Origin of the sequence: Acetobacter sp., assembly GCF_052102375.1 — a bacterium.
Taxonomy (GTDB): domain Bacteria; phylum Pseudomonadota; class Alphaproteobacteria; order Acetobacterales; family Acetobacteraceae; genus Acetobacter.
This window is the reverse complement of the sequence record NZ_JBQDXI010000011.1, coordinates 58,549-81,215: the sequence shown is the minus strand read 5'-3', so window position 1 is coordinate 81,215 and position 22,667 is coordinate 58,549. Positions and strand designations below refer to the sequence as shown.

18 protein-coding genes and 1 other RNA gene are annotated in these 22,667 nt (G+C 57.6%); all 19 read left to right on the top strand.

Going from position 1 to position 22,667, the window contains the following annotated elements; translation table 11 throughout:
* The first annotated feature begins 85 nt into the window (after positions 1-85).
* The 19 genes from rnpB (at position 86) to ACTIDN_RS06835 (ending at position 22,523) form a co-directional block, all read left to right on the top strand.
* Positions 86-498: RNase P RNA component class A (rnpB, locus tag ACTIDN_RS06925), an RNA gene on the top strand.
* 311 nt (positions 499-809) lie between these two features.
* Positions 810-1,283, top strand: a complete 474-nt coding sequence (gene mraZ, locus ACTIDN_RS06920) for a division/cell wall cluster transcriptional repressor MraZ (RefSeq protein ID WP_441376483.1) — start codon at positions 810-812, stop codon at positions 1,281-1,283.
* A gap of 17 nt (positions 1,284-1,300) precedes the next feature.
* Complete coding sequence (gene rsmH, locus ACTIDN_RS06915; protein WP_441376492.1) at positions 1,301-2,299, top strand: 16S rRNA (cytosine(1402)-N(4))-methyltransferase RsmH; 999 nt, start codon at positions 1,301-1,303, stop codon at positions 2,297-2,299.
* Positions 2,296-3,240 (top strand): cell division protein FtsL, encoded by a 945-nt coding sequence (gene ftsL, locus ACTIDN_RS06910; protein ID WP_441376482.1) that lies wholly within the window; start codon positions 2,296-2,298, stop codon positions 3,238-3,240. The genes rsmH and ftsL overlap by 4 nt, the downstream gene beginning before the upstream one ends.
* Before the next feature lie 36 nt (positions 3,241-3,276).
* Positions 3,277-5,340: a peptidoglycan D,D-transpeptidase FtsI family protein gene (locus ACTIDN_RS06905; protein ID WP_441376481.1), complete on the top strand. Its 2,064-nt coding sequence runs from the start codon at positions 3,277-3,279 to the stop codon at positions 5,338-5,340.
* Complete coding sequence (locus ACTIDN_RS06900; RefSeq protein WP_441376480.1) at positions 5,337-6,824, top strand: UDP-N-acetylmuramoyl-L-alanyl-D-glutamate--2,6-diaminopimelate ligase; 1,488 nt, start codon at positions 5,337-5,339, stop codon at positions 6,822-6,824. The genes ACTIDN_RS06905 and ACTIDN_RS06900 overlap by 4 nt, the downstream gene beginning before the upstream one ends.
* Positions 6,821-8,206, top strand: a complete 1,386-nt coding sequence (locus ACTIDN_RS06895; RefSeq protein ID WP_441376479.1) for a UDP-N-acetylmuramoyl-tripeptide--D-alanyl-D-alanine ligase — start codon at positions 6,821-6,823, stop codon at positions 8,204-8,206. The genes ACTIDN_RS06900 and ACTIDN_RS06895 overlap by 4 nt, the downstream gene beginning before the upstream one ends.
* Before the next feature lie 3 nt (positions 8,207-8,209).
* Complete coding sequence (gene mraY, locus ACTIDN_RS06890) at positions 8,210-9,304, top strand: phospho-N-acetylmuramoyl-pentapeptide-transferase (RefSeq protein WP_441376478.1); 1,095 nt, start codon at positions 8,210-8,212, stop codon at positions 9,302-9,304.
* Complete coding sequence (gene murD / locus ACTIDN_RS06885) at positions 9,301-10,728, top strand: UDP-N-acetylmuramoyl-L-alanine--D-glutamate ligase (RefSeq protein WP_441376477.1); 1,428 nt, start codon at positions 9,301-9,303, stop codon at positions 10,726-10,728. The genes mraY and murD overlap by 4 nt, the downstream gene beginning before the upstream one ends.
* Positions 10,728-11,894 (top strand): FtsW/RodA/SpoVE family cell cycle protein, encoded by a 1,167-nt coding sequence (locus ACTIDN_RS06880; RefSeq protein ID WP_048838015.1) that lies wholly within the window; start codon positions 10,728-10,730, stop codon positions 11,892-11,894. Before murD ends, ACTIDN_RS06880 begins: the two co-directional genes overlap by 1 nt.
* Complete coding sequence (gene murG, locus ACTIDN_RS06875) at positions 11,891-13,045, top strand: undecaprenyldiphospho-muramoylpentapeptide beta-N-acetylglucosaminyltransferase (RefSeq protein ID WP_415507583.1); 1,155 nt, start codon at positions 11,891-11,893, stop codon at positions 13,043-13,045. Before ACTIDN_RS06880 ends, murG begins: the two co-directional genes overlap by 4 nt.
* Complete coding sequence (murC, locus tag ACTIDN_RS06870; protein WP_415507584.1) at positions 13,042-14,475, top strand: UDP-N-acetylmuramate--L-alanine ligase; 1,434 nt, start codon at positions 13,042-13,044, stop codon at positions 14,473-14,475. Before murG ends, murC begins: the two co-directional genes overlap by 4 nt.
* Positions 14,472-15,410 carry a UDP-N-acetylmuramate dehydrogenase gene (gene murB, locus ACTIDN_RS06865; RefSeq protein ID WP_441376476.1) on the top strand — a complete coding sequence of 313 codons (939 nt, stop codon included), beginning with the start codon at positions 14,472-14,474 and terminating at the stop codon, positions 15,408-15,410. Before murC ends, murB begins: the two co-directional genes overlap by 4 nt.
* The gene (locus tag ACTIDN_RS06860) at positions 15,407-16,348 is read left to right on the top strand and encodes a D-alanine--D-alanine ligase (protein WP_441376475.1); all 942 of its coding nucleotides are present in this window, start codon (positions 15,407-15,409) and stop codon (positions 16,346-16,348) included. Before murB ends, ACTIDN_RS06860 begins: the two co-directional genes overlap by 4 nt.
* Positions 16,345-17,253, top strand: coding sequence for a cell division protein FtsQ/DivIB (locus ACTIDN_RS06855; RefSeq protein ID WP_441376474.1), 909 nt, complete (start codon positions 16,345-16,347; stop codon positions 17,251-17,253). The genes ACTIDN_RS06860 and ACTIDN_RS06855 overlap by 4 nt, the downstream gene beginning before the upstream one ends.
* Positions 17,250-18,680 (top strand): cell division protein FtsA, encoded by a 1,431-nt coding sequence (gene ftsA, locus ACTIDN_RS06850; RefSeq protein WP_441376473.1) that lies wholly within the window; start codon positions 17,250-17,252, stop codon positions 18,678-18,680. The genes ACTIDN_RS06855 and ftsA overlap by 4 nt, the downstream gene beginning before the upstream one ends.
* An 87-nt stretch (positions 18,681-18,767) precedes the next feature.
* On the top strand, positions 18,768-20,294 hold the full coding sequence (gene ftsZ, locus ACTIDN_RS06845; protein ID WP_441376472.1) for a cell division protein FtsZ: 1,527 nt from the start codon (positions 18,768-18,770) through the stop codon (positions 20,292-20,294).
* A 150-nt stretch (positions 20,295-20,444) separates the two neighbouring features.
* Positions 20,445-21,425, top strand: coding sequence for a UDP-3-O-acyl-N-acetylglucosamine deacetylase (lpxC, locus tag ACTIDN_RS06840; protein WP_415507590.1), 981 nt, complete (start codon positions 20,445-20,447; stop codon positions 21,423-21,425).
* A gap of 93 nt (positions 21,426-21,518) precedes the next feature.
* Positions 21,519-22,523 carry an outer membrane protein assembly factor BamD gene (locus ACTIDN_RS06835; protein ID WP_048838006.1) on the top strand — a complete coding sequence of 335 codons (1,005 nt, stop codon included), beginning with the start codon at positions 21,519-21,521 and terminating at the stop codon, positions 22,521-22,523.
* Positions 22,524-22,667 lie beyond the last annotated feature (144 nt).

Genomic DNA, 22,667 nt, shown 5'->3' with positions numbered 1-22,667 from the left:
ATAAAGTGCCTACACGCATTTTACAGACAAGAGTTTTCTTAACAGCCCTTGACCTGCCGGGCGCGCCGACGCAGGGTGCCTTCCGCCAGACGGTCGGACGGTCGCTGCCCTGTTTTGCAGGGGAGAGGAAAGTCCGGGCTCCACGGGAGAACGGTGCCGGTTAACGACCGGCGAGGGTGACCTTAGGGAAAGTGCCACAGAAAACAGACCGCCTTCCGGGTTTATACCATGGGCGACTATGGGATGGAACTGAAGGTAAGGGTGAAACGGTGCGGTAAGAGCGCACCGCTCGGCCGGTAACGGAAGAGGCATGGTAAACCCCACCGGGAGCAAAACCGAATAGGAGCGACAGAAACCTGCTTGCAGGTTTCAGGGGTTCTCTCGCCCCGTTGCTCGGGTTGGTTGCGTGAGGTGTGCCGCAAGGCTCACCCTAGACGAATGACCGTCCAAGCCCCTTACGGGGCCGGACAGAACCCGGCTTACAGACCGTCTGGCATTTCTCCACATTTTCGCCATTTCATGGGATTTCGTGTCCCGTTATGGGGTGTTTACCCCAAAAATGAGAACATAAGAAGAACAAATAATGACAATCTCTTGTTGCTCTATTCAGTATTCGGCATCTTAGCCTCACAAACTATTCTGACATATTACTTTATAAATCGCAGTTTTCCGCTATTTTTTCTGTTGTTTTGATTTGCTTCCCATAAAATCCCATGCTATCCCAAATCACACCATGAGAGTGGTGTTGACGGTACCGTTCCCATTATCCCGTGAACGGAAGGGTCTGACTCGGAAGGAAAACGTGTTTCGTGGGGGTGTTTCTCGGCACGCATGAAAATCGATTCGACGCCAAAGGGCGCGTTTCTATTCCGGCCGGGTTCCGTACCGTTCTCAAAGCACAGCATATGGAAGGCGACGCACTGGTGATTCTTCGGCCCTCACACACACTACCCTGTGTTGAAGCGTGGCCGGCTGCCGTGTTCGCTCACCTGACGCAGCCGCTGGACCGGCTGGATATGTTCTCCGATGCTCATGATGATCTGGCAGCAGCCCTGTACGCTGACGCCTACCCTATAGATCCCGACCGCGAAGGCCGGATCATTCTTCCGGATTTTCTGCGTGACCATGCTGGCCTGACAGGCTCCGCTACCGCTGCCTTCATGGGTGTGGGGCGCACCTTCCAGATCTGGGAACCAAAAGCCGCTGAGGAACGCCGTGCGGAAGCCCGCCTGCGCTCCCGCCGCATCAGCTTACCATCCGGGCAGAATGGCGGCGGCGCATGAATGCCATGACCCACACCATTCCTGCCATTGGCACGTCCGGGCATGTTCCTGTCATGCTCACGGAAGTGCTTGATGCGCTGAAGCCAGAAGCAGGCGATGCCATTCTGGACTGCACCTTTGGCGGCGGCGGATACACCACAGCCATTCTAAACGCGTCTGACTGCACAGTCTGGGGCATAGACCGCGACCCGGATGCTATTGCGCGTGGCGAAGCATTGGCAAAAGCGTTTGAAGCCCAGAGCGGTAGACCCCGCCTGCACATGCTGCACGGCGGCTTTGGCTCCATGCAGCGTTTGGCAGAAGACGCCGAAGCACCAGCGTTTAACGGTATTGTACTAGACCTTGGCGTGTCATCCTTCCAGCTTGATGAAGCCGAGCGCGGTTTCTCGTTCAAGCAGGACGGCCCGCTGGACATGCGCATGGCCAAAAGCGGCCCTACGGCAGCGGATATTGTTAATAAAGCGCCAGAATCCGAACTGGCTGATATTTTTCATTTCTATGGGGAAGAACGTCAGGCGCGCCGTGTTGCCCGCGCCATTGTGGCTGACCGTGTGGAAACACCTTTTACCAGCACCCTGCAACTGGCAGGCCTGATCCGCCGTGTTGTACGTGCTGACCGCTCCGGCATTGATTCAGCAACCCGCTCTTTTCAGGGGCTGCGCATCGCTGTGAATGACGAACTGGGCGAAATTGAACGGGGGCTAGAGCAGGCCCTTGACCTTCTGGCGCCCGGTGGCCGTTTGGTTGTGGTGTCTTTCCACTCTCTGGAAGACCGGATTGCTAAACGCGTCTTTGGTGCGGCAACCGGCAAAACAACACAAAGCTTTTCACGGTACGACCCGCGTGCAGCAATGTCCCGTGGCGATGAAAGCCCCTTTGTTACCCTGACGCACAAACCTGTCCGCCCTGGTGAGGCTGAATGCCTGACCAACCCCCGCGCCCGGAGTGCCCGCCTGCGCGCCATAGCCAAACGTAACCCAAACGCTTCTTCCTGCGACAAAGGATTGAATCCATGATCCCTCGGCCCTTTACCTGCTGCTGTGCTGTTCTGGCCATTGCATCTGGATTCTTTCTGTACACAAAGAAGCATCAGACCACGCTGCTTGATCAGCAGATCTCCAAGATCGTGTCTGATACGCAGCGTGTGCGGGCGCAAACCGCCATGCTGCGTACCGAATGGGCACTGGAAAACCAGCCAGAACGCCTGACGCATCTGGCAGAACAGCACCTGACCGGTCTGCACCCGATGGAACCTAGCCAGTTCGTGCGCATGGCAGACCTTGAAAAGCATCTTCCGGCTCTGGCGCATGGCGGGGATGTTAACCCGCGGCCAAGTCTGGCGGTTATGGCGGATGCTGCAACACCTGCGCATCCCGCACTTGCTGCTGTTGCGGATACACACCCTGTGCGCCCAGCCGTTCCGGCCCCTGCGCATGTCCATGCGGAAGAAGCAGCCCCTGCCCAGCCTGCATTGGTTGCTGAGAACACGCCAGCAAAACCCACTGCGCCACGCCCTGCCGTGCGTGCTGTCATTACGCACCATGATGCACCCGTCGCTGTGGCTGAAGCTGACAGCGATGTGACGCCTGTAACGCACACTGCACCACTACGCCGCCCGGTACAGATGGCGGCTGACACGGTAAAACCGGCAGCACCACGCCCTGTTCCTACCTTTCTGGCGGCGGCAAACCCGGCACCCGTTCACCGCGCTCCCGCTGTAACACGCGTGGCTGCCGTAACGCCCCGCCCTGCTGCCGTTGCTGAAAACGACGGGGAGCAGCAGGTCCGCCACCCGTTACCTGTCAGTGTGGCAAGTTGGCATGCAACCCGGGCGCGGCATACTCCTGCCACGAATGCCGGGTATGTTGAAGCCCGAGCGAATTCCTCCTATTCGGGGGGCTCGCTTCTTGGGCGGGGGGATGACGCACTTCCTCCTCCTGTCCCCATGACCAACTAATTTTGTGCTCCAGATTGAAAGTGTTCACTCCCCGCAATGGCCCTACCGCCGCAAGATCATGACCCTCTCCTTCCGCCGGGGCGCACGGTACGCGTTACGGGGGATGATCTTCGGGCTCGGGCCCATCGGGATATAATGCATGTCAGGCTTCTGGCCGTTGCAGCAGGGTTCTGTGCCCTGTTTGGTGTTGTAGCCGTCAAACTCTCCGTTGCGACGGTCTTTAATCCTATGGAACCAGAAAAGCGGCAGATTGCGCCGCAGGTTCCACAAATTCCCAAAATTGACCCAAAAGCCAGCCTGGCGGGAGACTTCTCCCTACCGCAGGTGCATCGTGCGTCTATTGTGGACCGTAACGGCCAGACGCTTGCCCTGTCTCTGCCGGTAGCGCAGGTTTACGCCAACCCGCAGGAATTGATTGACCCCAAAGAGGTTGCTCAAAAACTAAAGGGGGTTCTGAAAGATCTGGATGAGGCCGAAACGGCCCGCCGCCTCTCTCTGCCCAAGCAGTTTGTGTATGTGGCACGTAACATTACGCCCCAGCAAGAACTGGCCATCAACAATCTTGGTATTCCCGGCGTGTATTTTGAACCGGGGGAACGTCGCCATTATCCATTAGGTCACATGGCTGCCCAGATTATGGGAACCGTAGATATTGATGACCACGGCGTGGCAGGTGTTGAACGGTATTTTGACAAACGCCTGATGTCTGACCGCAAACCGCTTCGCCTGTCTTTAGACGTGCGCGTGCAATCGGTTGTGCGGGACGAACTGGCAACTGCCATGAGCACCTTTCAGGCCATTGGGGCCTGCGCCATTGTGATGGATGTGCGGACGGGTGAGATTATCGCCATGGTCAGCCTGCCTGACTATGATGCAAATGAATTTGCCCACGCAACCAATGACTCCCGGTTTAACCGTGCCGTTACAGGGCTGTATGAACCCGGCTCAACCTTTAAACTGCAAACCGCAGCCATGGGTCTGGCCACTGGTACCATCAACATCTGGGACCGCTTTTCCTCCGTGCCTATTCATGTGGGCAGGTTTAAAATTTCTGATATGAAAAGCGACCATTTTAGCGAATGGTTATCCCTGCCAGAAGTTATGGCGCACTCTTCCAACCCTGCCGCGGCCCATATCGCGCTGGATGTGGGTGCAAAAAAACAGGCTGAATGGCTCAAGAACATGGGCTTTTTTGCTCCTGTGCCCGTTGAGCTTCCAGAAGCCGCTCGCCCGCTGGTCCCGCACCAGTGGAGCATTGCCACAACCATGACTGTGGGCTTTGGGCACGGTGTTGCAGAGCCGCCGTTGGCTATTGTGCGCGGCACAGCCGCAACTGTGAACGGTGGCATCCTAATCAAACCCACTCTGCTCGAGCGGGAAGATGCTGCCTCAGCCATAGCCGGAAACACAGGGCCGACCAGCGCAGAAAACCTTGAGCAGGATGTTCAGAAAACAGCGTTTGAACAGGCTGCCACGCAAGCTGATGCGCTGCCGGCTACCAAACCGCTCCCTGATTTAAGCGGAGAGGAGCCTTTGCCCACCCCGCAAGGTACCCGCGTCATGTCTGAAAAAGTATCAGACCTGCTGCGCCGCCTGCTGCGTCTGGACGTAACGGCAGGTACGGGGAAAACGGCTGAATCTCCCGGTTATTTTGTGGGGGGTAAAACTGGTACGGCTGAAAAAATTGGTCCGCATGGCGGCTACCTCAAGCACGTCAATATCTCGGCTTTTACCAGCGTGTTCCCCATGAATGCCCCGCGCTACGCCGTCTATGTCATGCTGGATAGCCCGAAAGCCACTCCCCAGACCCACGGCTGGACAACCGCAGGGTGGAACGCCGCCCCGACAGTCTCCAAGGTTATCTCGCGCATTGGCCCCATGTTGCAGATTTTTCCGGATGTCGCCCATGCCCCGCAGATTGACGCCAGTCTGGCGCTTCCCATGCACCCGGCGGTGCCCCGTGGCGTAAGACCACTTGGCCCAGGAAATGACCCCGGTGACCCGCGCAAAGCCGAGGCAGCCCGCAAGGCACAGAAAGACGCCGAGAAAAAAATGCTGGCTGATATGAAAAAACACGCAAAAGAGGTCATGGACGAATGAGCCTTCTTCTTTCCTCATTATGCCATGCCGCTGGTATAACTGCGCCTTCCACCGTCCCCAATGCTGGCGCAGACCCTGTCATTTCCGCCATTACGGCTGATAGCCGGGCCGTTGCACCCGGCACACTCTTTGCAGCCTTGCCCGGTACTCGGAACGACGGACGCCAGTTTATTGCCAACGCGGTTGCGCAAGGGGCTGCGGCCATACTGGCGCCTACCGGCACCCAATGGCCTGTGGATGCACCAGCCTGCCCTCTTGTTACCAGTGATGAGCCCCGCCACGCACTAGCTCTTATGGCGGCCTGTCTGGCAGGCCCTCAACCAGAACGTCTGGTCGCAATTACTGGTACCAATGGTAAAACCAGTACGGCAGACTTCCTACGGCAACTCTGGTCACTACAGGGCCAGAAAGCTGCTGCGGTCGGCACACTCGGTCTGACAGGCGTTGACCTGCCCACCATTACATTGCCTGCCCTGACCACACCTGACCCGGTAGCGCTTGCCAACGGCTTGGCGGGACTGGCCAAGGCTGGTGTGCAGCATGTCGCACTTGAGGCCTCATCCCACGGGTTGGCGCAGCACCGGCTGGACGGGCTCCATTTTTCTGCCGCCGGTTTTACCAACCTGACGCGCGACCATCTGGATTATCACGGTACACTCGACGCCTACCGTGAGGCCAAAGCCCGCCTGTTTGCAGACCTACTGCCAGCAGGGAAAATAGCCGCCGCCAACGCAGATATGGACGCTGAAACCCTCCATGTGCTGCATAACCTTGCCCAAAAACGAGGTTTTACTCTCAGAACGGTTGGCGAAAGCGGCGCGTATATTCGCCTCCTTCACCACCGGCCTCTGCCTGCCGGGCAGGAACTCACACTGGATGTCGGTGGGACGCAGCACGTCATAACACTTGCACTCCCCGGCCGCTATCAGGTGGACAACGCCCTACTTGCCGCAGCCCTTGCGACCGAACATGACTCAGCCCTGCCAGATATCCTTGCGTTGCTACCGCTTCTGCAAGGAGTCAGAGGCCGTATGGAACGGGCTGTTGTGCTCCCCAACGGCGCAAGCGCGTATGTAGATTATGCCCATACCCCTGATGCCCTGACCCGCCTGCTGGCATCCCTCCGCCCTCATGCAGCAGGCCGTCTGGTTGTGGTGTTTGGCGCAGGCGGAGACCGTGACACAGGAAAACGCCCGCTTATGGCACAAGCTGCCGCTCAAGGTGCTGACTGCGTGATTATTACTGATGATAATCCCCGCACGGAAAATGCCGCGTCTATCCGGGCAGATGTCAGAGCAGGCGCACCAGATGCGCTGGAAATTGGCGATCGCCGGACCGCCATTGCCGAAAGCCTGGCCATGCTTGGCCCACAGGACGTTCTGGTTGTAGCGGGCAAAGGGCACGAACTCGGCCAGATTATTGGTACAGAAGTTCACCCGTTTGATGATGCGGCTGTTCTGCGTGATTTGGCAGGTGTGGCATGAGCGCCCTCTGGACCCGTGCAGAACTGGAGGCCGCAACCGGGGGCCTGTTTCAGGGGGCATGTACGCCAACCGTTACCGGCATTTCCATAGATACCCGCACCCTCGTTCCCGGTGACCTGTTTATTGCCCTGAAGGGCGATAACAGTGATGGCCATGCCCATATTGGTCTTGCACTGGAAAAAGGGGCTGCTGCTGTGTTGGTGCATGACACAACCGGCAATACAGACCCCCGCCTGCTGGTGGTGAAAGACACCTTGGCTGGCCTTGAAGCTCTAGCCAATGCTGCTCGCGCCCGCTTTGGTGGAAAGGTAATTGCCGTCACGGGTAGCGTAGGCAAGACCACGACCAAAGAAATGCTGCGCGTTGCCTTGGGTGCCCTCGGCCCAACCCACGCGGCTGAAGCGTCCTACAACAATCATTGGGGTGTGCCGCTTACACTGGCCCGCCTGCCGCAGGGTGCTGCTTTCTGTGTTAGCGAAATTGGCATGAACCACCCCGGTGAGATTCTGCCGTTGGCGAATATGGTCAAGCCTGATGTCACCCTTATCAGCACCATAGCCTCTGCTCATCTGGGGCATATGGGCAGTCTGGATGCTATTGCTCAGGAAAAAGCGACACTCATCACCGCCCTGCCGGTAGGCGGGATCGCCATTGTGCCTGATGATGCAGAAGGCCAGCGCTTTTTTACTACCGCAGCACAGCAGGCTCAGGCCGTGCTCTGGCACAGTGGCACCAGAGCGGACAGCACAGCCCGGCTTGAGCATCTGCATTTGGGGCCAGATGGCTCCCAGTTTACAGCCAATATTGGGCAAGTTGCTGTGCCCGTTAAGCTGACAGCACCCGGTGCACATCTGGCCCGCAATGCCCTGACGGTGCTGGCTGCTGTTGCCGCAATGGGTGGAGACCTCACCCGCGCTGCCGCTGCGTTACAGACATTCCAGCCCGGCAAGGGCCGTGGTGCGCTGACATCCATTGCAGATGGCACCATCACTTTGCTTGATGAGAGCTATAATGCCTCAGCAGCCTCTATCCGCGCTACGCTGGATGTACTGCGCCTTGTGCCTGCTACCCGACATATCGCCGTATTGGGTGATATTCGGGAGCTAGGCGCGTTTTCAACTTCCGAGCATAAGGCGCTAGCTCCTGCCGCTGCCGCCTGTGCTGACCTTGTTTTTTGCTGCGGACCCCATATGAAATCCCTTTTTGATGCCCTCCCCCCTGCCAGACAGGGTGCATGGGCAGAAACCTCTGCCGCCCTCTCCCCTCTTGTCTGCTCCGCATTGCGGCGTGGAGATGCGGTGCTGGTCAAGGGCAGTCTGGGAAGCCGCATGCGTGTCATTATCGAGGCTCTGAACGGCCTGACTGCTGCGGAGCCTGCCTGACCCATGCTGTACTTACTCTCTAATTACGACCTGCATGATACACACATGCCGCTGTTCAACCTGCTGCGTTACATCACGTTCCGCGCAGGGTGTGCCTGCATAACCGCGCTGGTTATCGCACTGCTGCTGGGTAAACCCCTGATTGCGCTGCTGCGCCGTATTCAGCGTGGCGGACAGCCTATTCGCGCGTTGGGGCCAGAACGGCATCTTCTGGAAAAAACCGGCACCCCTACCATGGGGGGCGTGCTTATTCTGGTGGCACTTGTTGTGTCTGTACTGCTCTGGGGAGACCTGCAAAACGGGTTTGTCTGGGCCGTCCTGCTGACCACTTTAGCCTTTGGCGGCGTAGGTTTTGCAGATGACTACCTCAAGCTGTCCCGCCGCAATACGGATGGTGTATCAAAACGTGCCCGTCTGGGGTGCGAATTTGCAGCGTCTCTGGCCTGCGGCTGGTGGTTGCAGCACATTACACCGCCAGAACTGGCCAATCAGGTTGCTTTCCCGTTTGTCAAAGATCTGCTGCTGCCTTTGGGTTACGCTTTTCCCATCTTTGCCATGATCACCATCACAGGGTTCGGGAATGCCGTGAACTTTACGGATGGACTGGACGGTCTGGCCATTGTGCCTGTGGTCATTGCCGCCATGGTGTTTGGCATTCTGTCCTATATTGTCGGCAACCATGTCTTTGCTGACTACCTTCAGGTGCATGCCGTACCGGGCACGGGGGAACTTGCGGTTTTCTGCGCAGCTCTTGTGGGGGCTGGCCTCGGTTTTCTTTGGTTCAATGCCCCTCCCGCCAGTGTCTTCATGGGGGATACGGGTTCCCTTTCTCTGGGTGGTGCCCTTGGGTCTCTTGCCGTGGCTATCAAGCACGAGCTGGTGCTGTGCATTGTCGGTGGCCTGTTTGTGGTTGAAACCCTGTCCGTTGTTATTCAGGTCTTCTGGTACAAACGCACAGGGCGGCGGGTATTTCTTATGGCCCCCATCCACCATCATTTTGAGAAAAAAGGCTGGGCCGAACCCAAGATTGTAATCCGCTTTTGGATTGTCTCCGTTATTCTGGGGCTGTGTGGTCTCGCCACACTGAAACTGCGATGACCACCTTTCCTCCCACGCTTTTTGCCGGGCAGCATTATGCCGTTCTGGGCCTTGGTCGCAACGGCTTGCCTGCTGTTCTGGCACTGGCGCAAATGGGTGCTAACGTACAAGCGTGGGACGATGGAGAGGCTGCTCGAGCAGCCCTGGCCCAGCAGGTTGCTGCCTTGCCTGATGAAGTTCAAAGCCGTATCAGCTGCGCCCCTTTCAACGCCCTAACCGGGTTTGACGGGCTGGTCCTGTCACCCGGTATTCCGCACGTTTTACCCAAGCCTCATCCAGTGGCATTGTTGGCACAACAAGCTGATGTGCCTGTGCTGTCTGATGCCGAACTCCTGTTTCAGGCTGTCCGGCGTGCAGGAAGCAAAGCCCGTTTTGCAGGCATTACCGGCACAAACGGTAAAAGCACCACCACCACACTACTTGCCCATATTCTGGCGCAAGCCGGACTACCGGTTGCTGCTGGGGGCAATCTTGGCCCCGCAGCACTGGCTCTGCCGCTCCTGCCGGATAACGGCGTGTATGTGCTGGAAATGTCGTCCTACATGCTGGAGCGGTTGGACACACTGCACTTTACGGCTGCCTGCCTGCTTAACCTGACGCCAGATCACCTTGACCGGCATGCTGGCATGCCGGGCTATGCCAAAGCCAAATTGCGGGTCTTTACCCACCAGACCGCAGATGACCTCGCTGTTATCGGTGTGGAAGACGATTTTTGCCGCGCCATTGCCTCCACACTTCGGACCACTGATACTCCGTGCATCACCATCGCCGGTGCGCCAACTCACCCGGCGGCGGACCTCTATGGTCAGGATGGCAGCCTATGGCGCAATGGGCAGAAACTGGCAGATATTGGCCCCGCCCTGCCCGGCAGCCACAATGCACAAAATGCAGCCGCAGCTTTTGCTATGGCCGAGTTTCTGGGTGTTCCGGCCGCAGCTATAGCATCGGGCCTAACCTCTTTCCCCGGTTTGCCCCACAGGCAGAAAATTGTTGCCACGCAGAATGGCATTGCCTTTGTGGATGACAGCAAAGCCACCAATGCCGATGCGGCATCACGCGCTCTTGGTTGCTACGAAAAAGTTATCTGGATTGCTGGCGGTATGGCCAAAGACGGCGGGATTGCCTCTCTGGTGCCCTATTTCCCCCGCATTGAGCATAGCTTCCTGATAGGGCGGGATGCACCGCAACTGGCTGAGACATTAAGCGCCCACAATGTGCCCTACACTATTGTGGAAACTTTGGACCGCGCCGTACCCGCAGCCTTTGCTCAGGCTGTAGCCAGCGCAACGCCTGTTGTGTTGCTCTCCCCCGCCTGCGCCAGTTTTGACCAGTTTACAGGGTTTGAAGCCCGTGGGCAGCGCTTTCAGGCGCTGGCCGCAGACCTTGCAGACCCACACGCCGCCCAGACAGGAAAGAACGGCTGATGTCTGCTTATTCCCGAAGTAATGATTCCGTATTTGGGCGCTGGTGGCGCAATGTTGACCGCACCACGCTTATCTGCGCGTTCATCCTCATCGGGTTTGGCTACATCCTCATGCTTGCGGCCAGTCCTGCGGTGGCTGTGCGTATTGGCGCCTCCCGCAACATGTTTATTTTTAAGCAGGTCATGTTCCTGACTATTGCGGGCGGTATCGTAACAGTAGTTTCCATGATGTCCCGCAAAGCTGTGCTGCGTATGGCCCAGATTGGCGGTGTGCTCATGCTGGGGGCAACGGCACTTACGCTCGTGCACGGTATTGAAATTAAAGGCGCACGGCGCTGGATTGCCCTGCCGCTTATGTCTCTTCAGCCGTCTGAGTTCCTTAAACCCTGCTTTGCCGTTGTCACTGGCTGGCTACTGACCCAGCGTAAAGTCTCCCGTTACTTCCCCGGCATGTTGCTGGCTCTGGCGTTGTTTGGTGTTATTTTGATGCTCCTGAAGTCCCAGCCGGACATTGGTATGCTCACCGTTATTACCACCGTGTTCATGACGCAGCTTTTTGTTGACGGGCTCAGCCTTATGCTAGTGGGTGTGGGTGTTGCGCTCATGATCGGGGCGGGCGTTTCTGCTTTCTTCCTGTTCCCGCATGTGCGCTCCCGTGTTGAGCGCTTCATGCACCCCGGCGTGGGTGATCATTACCAGATTGACACCGCCCTGCGTGCCTTTGGCAATGGCGGCCTGACAGGCCGAGGCCCTGGCGAAGGCCGTGTAAAAGACCTGCTACCAGATGCTCACGCAGACTTTGTTTTTGCTGTGGCGGGTGAGGAATACGGCATGATTGTCTGTATGCTCATCATCGCCGTGTTCGGGGTTATTGTGGTGCGGACCCTGCTGCGCCTGATCCGGGAGGATGACCCGTTCGTGGTTATTTCCGTCACCGGGCTGGTAACTGGCTTTGGGTTGCAGGCGTTTGTGAACATGGCTTCCACCTTGCATCTTATTCCAACCAAGGGCATGACGCTGCCATTCATCTCTTACGGTGGCTCTTCCGCCATGTCTGTCGCTCTGGCGGTTGGCATGGTGCTGGCGCTTACCCGCAACCAGCCTGGCGGCCGCACTCAGATTGGAAACGGCTTCATGACCACCATCACAAAAAGGCGTGCAGCATGAGCAACCCACGGACCATTGTGATTGCCGCTGGCGGCACGGGCGGACATTTTTTTCCGGCACAGGCTCTGGCAGAGGCATTGGCTGCCCGTGGCCACACACTCGTTCTCATGACCGATGAGCGCGCAGGCACCCGTACAGAAGGCGTTTTTGCCAACGGCCCGCAATATGTTCTGCGCGGTGCCGGAGTTGCCGGGCGGGGCCCGGTGCGTGCGCTTAAGGCTGGGCTTACCCTGTTGGCAAGTGCCTGGAAAGCCCGGTCCATTCTGGCAACACTCAAGCCAGATGCCGTTATTGGTTTTGGCGGCTACCCGTCTGTCCCTCCCCTGCTGGGTGCACGGCTTCTGGGCCAAAACCATCCCGTCCTGATTATTCATGAGGGCAATGCCGTACTGGGCAAGGCCAATGCCGTGCTGTCACGCTTTGCCAATGTCATTGCCACGTCTTACGCATCGGTTGCCAAGCTGCCTATCGGGGCCAAAACCGTTTTCACCGGTATGCCTGTACGCCCCCCCATTGCCGCTCTGGCAGGAGAAGGCTTTACCCCTCCGGCTGAAACCATTTCTCTGCTGGTATGGGGCGGGTCTCTTGGGGCGACGGTGTTTGCTCAGGTTGTGCCAGACGCTTTGGGCCGCCTGCCCGAAGCCATACGCGCTCGGCTTCGGGTGACACAGCAGGCTCGTAAGGCAGATCTGGACGAAGTACGGGCCGCTTATGCCAAAATGGGCATTCAGGCGCGTGTTGAACCATTCCTGAACGATGTGCCGGATCTGCTACGCACTGCCCATCTGGTTATTGGCCGCGCTGGCGGTTCTTCAGTGGCAGAACTGACTGCTGCTGGTCGCCCATCCATCATGGTGCCGCTCCCCATTGCTGCGAGTGATGAGCAGACCGAAAACGCCCGCGCCATCACCACTGCCGGTGCAGGCTGGATGATACGCCAGCCCGACTTTACCCCTACAGCTCTGGCCACCCGCCTGACAGAGCTGTTCACCTCGCCCGACGAACTGGCCCGCGCTGCGGCAGCCGCCGCTGCCCTTGCCAAACCTGACGCCGCCACCCGTCTGGCCGACTGTGTAGAAGAATGTTTGCATCTTTCCCCCTCGCCCGCCGCCCAAATGCCTCAAGCCAGCCAGACGGAGTCCAGAACATGAGAGCCCTGCCCCTTTCCATTGGCACCATTCACTTTGTGGGCATTGGGGGCATTGGTATGTCTGGCATTGCCGAGGTGCTGTGCATGCTTGGCTATTCCGTGCAGGGATCCGACATTGCTGAAAACGCGAACGTCAAACGCCTGCGGGCTGCTGGCATTCCTATCTTTATCGGTCACGATGCAGAAAACCTTGGCAACGCACAGGTGGTTGTTATCTCCACCGCTGTCAGCCGTAACAACCCGGAAGTTGTTGCCGCCCGCAGCCGCCTGATTCCTGTTGTACGCCGCGCAGAAATGCTGGCCGAACTGATGCGCCTGCGTTGGTCCGTGGCCATTGGCGGGACACACGGCAAAACCACAACCACCAGCCTTGTTGCTGCGGTGCTGGAAGCCGCGCAACTCGACCCTACCGTCATCAATGGCGGTATTATTGAGGCTTACGGCACCAATACGCGCATGGGCAAAGGAGACTGGATGGTTGCGGAAGCAGATGAGAGCGATGGCTCTTTCCTGCGTCTGCCAGCCGTTATCTCGGTTGTGACCAACATGGACCCGGAACATCTGGACCACTGGGGCACTGCCGAGGCCATGGAGGCAGCCTATGACCAGTTTGTGTCCAACGTGCCGTTCTATGGTTTTGCCGTGTTGTGCATTGATCACCCTGCTGTGCAGCAGATGATCCCGCGTCTGTCTGACCACCGCATTGTCACCTATGGGTTCTCCCCTCAGGCGGATGTACGGGCAGAAAAGCTGATTACGGATAAAATGGGCGCGACGTTTGAAGTCACACTGACAGACCGCGTGACCCGCAGCACCCGTAAGGCCGGGCCGTTCCGTCTGCCTATGCTGGGCTCTCACAACGTACAGAACGCTCTTGCCGCCATTGCCGTGGCAACAGAGATGGACATTAGTGATGATGTCATCCGCGCCGGGCTGGCAGCCTTCCGGGGTGTTAAACGCCGCTTTACCCGCACAGGTGAGACAGGAGGCATCACCGTCATTGACGATTACGGCCACCACCCGGTTGAAATTGCTGCGGTACTCAAAGCTGCCCGGCAGGCTGGTGCCAGAAACGTCATCGCCGTCATGCAGCCGCACCGCTACTCCCGCCTGCAAATGCTGTTTAACGACTTCTGCACCTGCATGAACGATGCTGACACTGTCATTGTGTCTGATGTTTACGCAGCAGGCGAAGACCCCATTGAAGGTATCAGCCGCGACAAGCTGATTGAAGGCCTCCGTGAGCGTGGCCACCGGTCTGTCGTGCCACTCTCCAGCCCTGACCATCTGGCGGAAATGGTCAATGCCATTGCCAAACCGGGTGACTATGTTGTGTGCCTTGGGGCTGGCACCATTACCAATTGGGCGCAGGCCCTGCCGGAACAGCTTGCTGCCCTGCAGGCCCAGAACAAAGGCGGACATGCAGCATGACAGCACCAGACCTAAGCGCTCTGGTTGAAACGGCCTTTGCTGGCACACGGGGGCGCGTAACCGCCAACGCACCGCTAGGCCCACGCACATGGTTCCGTGTTGGTGGAGCGGCAGAGTGGTTATTCCAGCCAGCAGACACGCAGGACCTTGCAGAGGTCATGCAGAAACTGTCACCGGAATTGCCTGTCATGGCACTGGGCGCCTGCTCCAATGTTATTGTACGCGATGGCGGCATAGACGGTATTGTTGTGCGTTTGGCGCGTGGCTTTGCTGATGTTGTTGTTGAGGCCGATGGTTTGGTTGTAGGCGCGGCCTGCCTTGATGCCACGGTAGCAGAACACGCTGCACAGGCCGGTTTGGCTGGGCTGGAGTTTCTGGCTGGTATTCCCGGTTCCATTGGTGGGGCCGTGCGCATGAACGCGGGCGCTTATGGCTCCGACATGGCTGCCGTGCTGGACTGGGCCGAAATTGTCACCCGTGATGGCAGCGTTATGACACTGGACTCTAGCGCCCTGAAGTTTGGTTATCGCCGCTCCAATCTGCCCGAAGGAGCTTTGGTAACACGCGCACGTTTGCGTGGCACGCCAGCCCAGCCTGCGGATGTCGCCGCCCGTATTGCGGAGGTTCGTGCCGCGCGTGAACACTCCCAACCGGTCCGGGCCAGAACGGGTGGCTCCACCTTCCGCAACCCTGCTCCCGAGGAGTCACAGCGCAAGGCGTGGCAATTAATTGATGATGCAGGATGCCGTGGCCTGACACTGGGCGGCGCACAGGTGAGTGAAAAACACTGCAATTTTCTCATCAACACCGGCACGGCAACCGCTGCTGATCTGGAAGCGCTGGGAGAAGACGTGCGTAAACGCGTTGCCCAGCATTCCGGCGTTACGTTGCACTGGGAAATAAAGCGGATTGGCAAAACCGGAGTAAGCGCATGAGCACCGGCAAACGGGTTACTGTCCTGATGGGTGGCATTTCATCTGAACGGGAGGTCAGTCTTTCTTCTGGCCGAAATGTGGTGGAAGCCCTTAGCTCCCTCGGCCATACCGTGACCGCTCTGGATGCCGGGGCAGATCTTGGTGCGCTTGTGGCGCAGCTTAAAGAGCAGAAACCGGACGTTGTGTTTAACGCATTGCACGGTCAGTTTGGGGAAGACGGCTGTATTCAGGGTATTCTGGATTGGATGGGCCTGCCTTACACGCACTCCGGTGTGCGGGCTTCCGCTACCGCTATGGATAAAGCTGCGGCTCGCGCCGTGTTTCTTGCTGCAAAGCTGCCGGTAGCAGAAGGTAAGGTTATTCGGATAGAAGACCTGACCAAAGCAGACCCTCTGCCTATGCCTTATGTGGTTAAGCCTCTCAGCGAGGGCTCCTCCGTTGGAGTATCCATTGTGCGTGAAGGCTCAAACGCCCGTCACAGCATTGTCGAAAACTGGCATTATGGGCCACACGCGCTGGTTGAGGAATTTATACCGGGCCGGGAAATAACCGTTGGCGTTATGGGAGACCGCGCCCTGACGGTCACAGACATTACGCCCACACCCGGCGCTGGCCATGATTTTTATGACTACGCAGCCAAATACACGGCTGGCGGCTCTGCGCATGTTCTGCCAGCCCAGATTGACCCAGATATTGCGGAACAGGCCTGCGCCATTTCTGTTGCAGCGCATCAGGCTTTAGGCTGTTCTGGCGCGTCACGCTCTGATTTCCGGTTAGATGATACCGGGCCCGGCCCAGCTCGCCTTATTTTGCTTGAGGTCAACACCCAGCCCGGTATGACGGCAACGTCTCTGCTGCCAGAACAGGCCGCCTATTGCGGCATTAGCTACCCGGACTTGTGCGGGTGGCTGGTTGATCAGGCAACCTGCCGCGAATGAGACCCACCCCAACCCCACCAGACCGTCCGTCGTCCATCGGGCTTTTTGCCCGTAGGCAGAAGCGCCTGCTGCGCCCGTTTATCGGGCTTCTAGCGCTGGCGGCTGTGGGAGGTGGTGCTTACGTTTACCTGCAAAAACCCGGTACTCAGGAACGTCTGGCACCCTTGTGGGCACAGATTGTCGGTAAAATGCCGTTACGCATTACAGCCATAAAAGTAGATGGTGTCCAACTTACCAGCGATGACGCCATTCACAAAGCGCTCGGCGTCTCCCTTGGGGACCCAGTCCTGAATTTCAGTGCCGCTGAAGCCCGGGACCGCCTGAATGCGCTGCCCTTTGTGGACCATGTGGTGGTTGAGCGGCATTTATCGGGTGAAATTGATGTTCATATTACTGAGCGCCCGCCTTTTGCCGTTTGGCAGCATCAGGGTCATTTTGTGTTGATAGACCGGCAGGGCAACCGTGTGCCGGATCAGGGCATGACGGGTAAGGACGCAGAAGCTTTCACCAAACTTCCTCTTGTGGTGGGAGACGGGGCGAACGAGCCAGCATCTGCCCTTATTGATGCCCTCTCTCAGGAGCCAGAGGTACAGAACCGCGTTACAGCCGCTGTGCGCGTCAGCAACCGCCGTTGGGATCTGACGCTAAAGGCTGGTGCCACGGTACTTTTACCAGAAGGCGAGGAAGTACCCGCCATTCACCGGCTGGCACGCTACCAAGCCAGCAACCAACTTCTGGATAGACCCGTTGTGCTCATTGACATGCGCCTGCCAGACCGCCTGACTATCCGCGAAAAACCACCCGAAGTCACACCGGAAGAGGCCGCGCAGGCCAAGCCGGGAGCGGACGCAGGCCCCGCCAAACCCAGCCACCCCTCACCGCCCATACCGGGACGCCCACAATGACCGACCGTACACGCTCTGCCTCTCCTACTTTTTCTCTCGGGGGTCGGTCCGCAAAAAAAACTCCCCAGACGAACAACTCTTCCGGTTTGCTGATGAGTGGTGGGGATGCTTCACTCCCGCTCCCGCCCTCCGAAGCCAATAAACGCCAGCGCACATGGCGGAATGGTTATGCTGCCGTACTCGATATCGGGTCTACCAAGATCACCTGTCTAATTGGCAAAGGCGAGCCTAACGGTATGCTGCGCGTTGTCGGTTGTGGATGGCGGCGGTCTGACGGCATCCGGAACGGTGCCATAACAGATCTTCACAAAGCTGAAGCCGCCATTCGCGCCACCGTTGGACAAGCGGAGATGATGGCCGAGCGCACCATAGATCGCGTTGTGGTGAATCTCTCCTGTGGTCATCCGGCCAGCCGTCTGTTCAATGTGCGCTGGCCAGTTGGCGGCCGCGTTGTGACGGAAGCCGATATTCGCCGCGTTGTGACAGAAGGGCGCGTGCAGGCAACTGTGGAGGGGCGCGATGTTGTGCACACACTGCCGATTGATTTCACTGTCGATGATACGGAGAACGTTGCTGATCCGCGTGGTCATCTCTGTGAAACCCTGAAGGCCCGCCTACATATTATTGATGCTGCTTCTACAGCGCTCCTCAACCTCCAGACCGTTCTGAGCCGGGCCGAACTGAAACTGGAGGCCTTGGTCTCCTCCCCCATGGCATCCGGCCTGTCCGTGCTAGATGCGGATGAGCGGGAGTTAGGCACCACCGTCATTGAAATGGGGGGTGGCACGACTTCTCTGGCGGTTTTTGGGGAAGGCCAGATCCTGCATACCGCACAGATTGGTGTAGGGGGGCTGCATGTAACGCGGGATATCGCACGTGGCCTCAGCACATCTCTCGAAAATGCTGAGCGCCTGAAAACCGTTTACGGCAGCGCTGATCTTTCCTCGGATGTTGAAGATGAGCTGCTGACAGTAGAACTGCTTGGCAACGATGTGCCGCATTTCGAGCAAATCTCCCGTGCGCAACTGGGCCGTATCATCCGCCCCCGCATGGAGGAAACGCTTGAGCTGGTACGGGAAAAGCTGGATGGCGCAGGGTTGGGCAATGCGGCAAGTGGCCGCATTGTACTCACAGGCGGAGCCTCTCTCCTTGATGGAATGCGCCCACTGGCCGAGCGCATTCTTGGCTCGCCTGCTACAAAAGGGCGGCATGGCCCCTCCTTTACACGTACAGTCCGGCTTGGGCGGCCCAAACATATTATTGGCCTGCCAGAAAAAACTGCCGCTGCCGCAGGGTTTGCAACAGCCGCAGGCTTACTCTCCTGGGCTGCCAGTGCTGAACGACCTTTTGGCGATGTAGAGTTTAGAGAAGCACCCCCATCTGGTTTTTTACAAAAACTCGTTGCTTTTATTCGTGAAAAAGTTTGATACACTTGCCGCACTGCTAATATAGTCTGCTTTCTGTCCACCAAGAAAAACAACGCCAGCCTGCTGCCGCTCTCCGGGAGACTTTAAATGACCCTCAACCTGACCGTCCCACCCCAGAACCACGCTGATTTTTCACCCCGCATTACGGTGATTGGTGTTGGCGGCGGCGGTACCAACGCAGTCGACAACATGATTGCGTCCAACTTGCAGGGGGTCGAATTTGTTGTTGCCAATACAGATGCGCAAAGCCTTGCAAAAAGCCGTGCTGACCGCCGCGTACAGCTTGGCCCACATCTGACCCACGGGCTGGGTGCTGGGGCCAAACCGGAAGTAGGGCGCGGCGCGGCAGAAGAAGCAGCAGACGAAATTGCCCGTTATCTTGATGGGTCTCACATGGTGTTTATCACCACCGGTATGGGCGGCGGCACAGGCACCGGGGCAGCTCCGGTCATTGCACGTATGGCACGTGAGCGTGGCATTCTTACCGTTGGTGTGGTCAGCAAACCTTTCGACTATGAAGGCAAGCGCCGCATCCGTATTGCTGACGAAGGTATTAAAGAACTTCAGCAGTATGTTGATACACTGATTGTCATTCCCAACCAGAACCTCTTCCGTGTTGCCAGCGAACGCACCACCCTGCGGGAAGCCTATAAAATGGCTGACCACGTATTGTATATGGGTGTACGTGGCGTGACCGATCTGATGATGGCACCCGGCTATATCAATCTGGACTTTGCTGACATTCGCAGCGTTATGGCGGAAATGGGCAAAGCCATGATGGGCACAGGTGAAGCAGAAGGCGAAAACCGCGCTGTAGAAGCTGCGGAAGCTGCCATTGCCAACCCGCTGCTGGAAGATGCCTCCATGTCCGGCGCACAGGGCCTGCTGGTTAACGTCACCGGTGGTGAGGACATCACCCTGTTTGAAATGGAAGAAGCAGCCAACCGTATCCGCCGTGAAGTTGCTGATGACGCCAACATGATCTGGGGCTCCATCATTGACGACAGCATGAACGGCAAGATCCGCGTGTCTGTTGTGGCAACTGGTATTGATACACCGGCTCCACAATCCCCTGACCGCCTGCATCTGGTGTCTGTGGAAAGCGATGCAGGTTCTGAAAAACCTGCAACTCCTAAAGTGGCAGAAAACAACGTGGCGCAGCAGGGCACAGCGCCGCATGTGCAGCGTAGTGAAAACCCCGCGCAGCAGCCTGCACAGCCTCGCCCAGCACAGCCAGTTCAGCCTACTTACGCCTCTGCCCCCCAGCAGAATGCTTATACGGCACCCCCGTCTGCACAGAGCACGCCGGGCCAACAGCACACTACGGCTCACCAGCCGCAGCAGCCTGCACCACAGCCTGCCGCATCCCCACGTGCTGGGCTGTTCACTGAAACACCGCGTTCCCCTTACCTGCCGGAAAACACACAGACAGGCTCACGCACCCTGTTTGGACGGGTAACAGGCGCTTTCCGCCGTAGCGCAGCCCCAGACGAACGGACCGAACCTGCTGTTCAGGCCCGCTCTTCAGGCCAACAATCTGATGGCAGCATGAGCATCCGCCCTGCTGATTCTGATGACGCTGGGCTGGAAATTCCAACGTTCCTGCGCCGCTGAATCTTTTTAGCACAGCACATTTGCGCGCTGCCTTCTGGCAGCGCGTTTTTTATGTAACAGACGGCAATAATCATTGACTCGCCAGAACACCCTCCGGCCGTTAGCGTTATGCTGCACAGTTTCTCATTTTTGCAGGATACCGCCTGAATCATGGACAGTTTGCTGATGGAACCTCTCGCTCTTTCCGCATTACCGGAAGCGGTGTCCGTTCCAGCCACACTTAGGCCAAAGGCGGCTTCCTTTTCCCAGCACACGCTCGGAAAATCCATAACCGGCGTGGGTGTAGGTTTGCATACCGGCGCGCAAATTCAGCTTACACTTGTGCCTGCACCCGCCCACCATGGTATTGTTTTTCAACGGACAGACCTGAAAGCCTCCGCGCTTCCTGCCCGCTTTGACTCTGTGGTTGATACACGCCTGAGCACCGTTCTGGGTGACCCGACCAACCCACAGAACCGCATTGCCACGGTAGAGCATCTTATGGCGGCTCTACATGGTTGCGGTATCGACAATGCTCTTATTCTGGTCGATGGACCGGAAATTCCGGTATTTGACGGCTCTGCTGCGGACTTCGTTTTTCTGATAGATTGTGCGGGTCGTCAGAGTCAGGACACACCACGCCAGTTTGTGGAAGTTCTACGGCCTGTTCGGGTTGAACAGAACGGAGCCTTTGTCGAACTCCGCCCCGCCCCAATCCCGCACCTGCAACTGTCTCTGGGCATTGAGTTTTCTGCCAAAGCCATCGGCAAGCAGGACTTCGCGCTGGAGCTCACACCCCAGACCTTCCGTCACGAACTGGCACGCAGCCGTACTTTTACTTTACGTCAGGAAATTGAAGCCCTGCATAAAGCCGGTCTGGCCCGTGGTGGCTCGCTTGAAAATGCCATCGTGGTTGATGATGATCAGATTCTCAACCCGGCTGGCCTTCGCTCTCCTGATGAATTCATTCGTCACAAAATGATGGACGCGGTGGGTGACCTTTATCTGGCAGGGGCTCCGCTCCGTGCTCGTTTTTATGGCCACCGCTCAGGGCATGGCCTGAATAATCAACTGCTTCGTGCCCTGTTTGCTGACCGCACTGCGTGGCGGTTTGTCCCGCCAAAAGCTCTGACGGCACGCTCAGCAGCCTGACCCAAGATACCAGAAAGCGCACGCAGCCCCTTTCCTTCCCTTTTCTTGGCGGATATGCGTGTTATAAAGCTTGCTTCACATTGAAGAACCGGGATGCCTGTGAGCGTTATTAATACCCTTTCCGTTCGCTGCCGTATTCGCCATCTGGCATCGGCTGGTTTGCTTCTGGGCCTCTCGGGCTGTGCCCTGTTTGGTCACAACAAGGAGCAGGCACCCCCAAAGCTTGCCTCGGCAGAAACGCTTTATAATAACGGCATTGATGCGCTGCGCACGCGCCGTTATACGCTGGCAGCCGCAGAATTTGAGGTTTTGCAGCAGAATTACCCTTATTCCGGCTACATTGCCAACGCGCAGCTCATGGAAGGCTATGCGTACTACCTAAAGGGCAAGTACCCGGAAGCCGTACAGCAGCTTAACCGCTTCATTGGCCTGCACCCGACAAGCGCCGACTCAGCATATGCTTATTATCTACGGGCACTCTGCTTCTATGAACAGATTGCTGACGTACAGCGTGACCAACAGGGCACCGTTGAGTCCATGGACGCGCTGGAGGAAGTGATTACCCGCTTCCCTCAGTCAAAATATGCGCGAGATGCCCAGCTAAAAATCGACCTGTGCCGTGACCATCTGGCAGGCAAGGAAATGCTGGTTGGCCGTTACTACCAGCGTGAGCGAAACTACGAAGCGGCTATTAACCGCTACCAGCGCGTTGTGCAGGATTTCCAGACCACCAACCATGTTCCTGAAGCACTGGAACGTATGGTTGAAGTCTATCTTGATCTTGGCCTGACAGATCAGGCCCGCAAATCCGGTATTGTGCTAGGGTACAACTACCCAGGCAGCAAATGGTATCGCTTTGCCTACAGCAACCTGAAGCGCTACAAGCTGCTGAACAAGAACTTCCCACTGCCGGGTAAAGCTGTCACCCCTCAACCGCAGTCGGCTGCTGCACCGCCGCCAACAGCGGCAGGTGCGGGCCCGGCCCCAGCAGCGCTAAACCAGCCTATGGACATTAAAGCAGCACCCGTACAGCCGGTGCAGACACAGGCTGTACCGCCCGCTCCGGCAGGTCAGAAGCCCGCCACACCGTCTAAATAATGCTTCTGGCCGTTCTACGGCCGGAAACATCTCCTCCCTTTTTTAACCGCAGTGCAGCTTTTTGTTGCCTGCGGTTTTTTGTTCTTGTTCTGTTCTTTCTTCTTTTTTATAAACGCCTGCGCCTTTCCCCATCCGGATGCGGTA